1 protein-coding gene is annotated in these 614 nt (G+C 67.8%); it reads right to left on the bottom strand.

Annotated features, from left to right (window positions below; translation table 11 throughout):
- A partial coding sequence (locus tag AC1DN0_RS41245; RefSeq protein WP_477146629.1) for a carboxyl transferase domain-containing protein occupies positions 1–614 on the bottom strand: 614 nt, incomplete at both ends.

Raw genomic sequence — 614 nt, 5'->3', positions numbered from 1 at the left:
GATGAAGTGCGCGCCCTTGAGCGCGGACTCGGAGAACAGGATGCCGTTGTTGGCGATGATGCCCACCGGATAACCGTGCAGGTGGGCGAAGCCGGTGACCAGGGTGGCGCCATAGCGCGGCTTGAACTCGTCGAAACGCGAGTCGTCGACGATGCGCATGATTACTTCGCGTACGTCGTAGGGCTTGCGGGTGTCGGCGGGGATCACGCCATACAGCTCACTGGCCGGGTAGCGCGGCTCGACCGGCGCCTGCACGGCCAGCGCGGGCTCGGGCTTGCGCCAGTTGAGCTGGGCGATGATCGCGGGGACCCGCGCCAGCGCCTGCAGGTCGTTGTCGGCCATGTGGTCGGCCACGCCGGAAATGCGCGTGTGCACGTCGGCACCACCGAGTTCTTCGGCGCTGACCACTTCACCGGTGGCCGCCTTCACCAGCGGCGGGCCGCCGAGGAAGATGGTGCCCTGCTCGCGCACGATCACCGTTTCATCGCTCATCGCCGGCACGTAGGCGCCGCCGGCGGTGCAGCTGCCCATCACGCAGGCGATCTGCGGGATGCCCTGCGCGGACAGGTTGGCCTGGTTGTAGAAGATCCGGCCGAAATGATCGCGGTCCGGGA

The sequence above is a fragment of the Cupriavidus sp. 05N39 genome (assembly GCF_056397325.1).
This window is presented reverse-complemented; position numbering and strand designations above follow the sequence as displayed.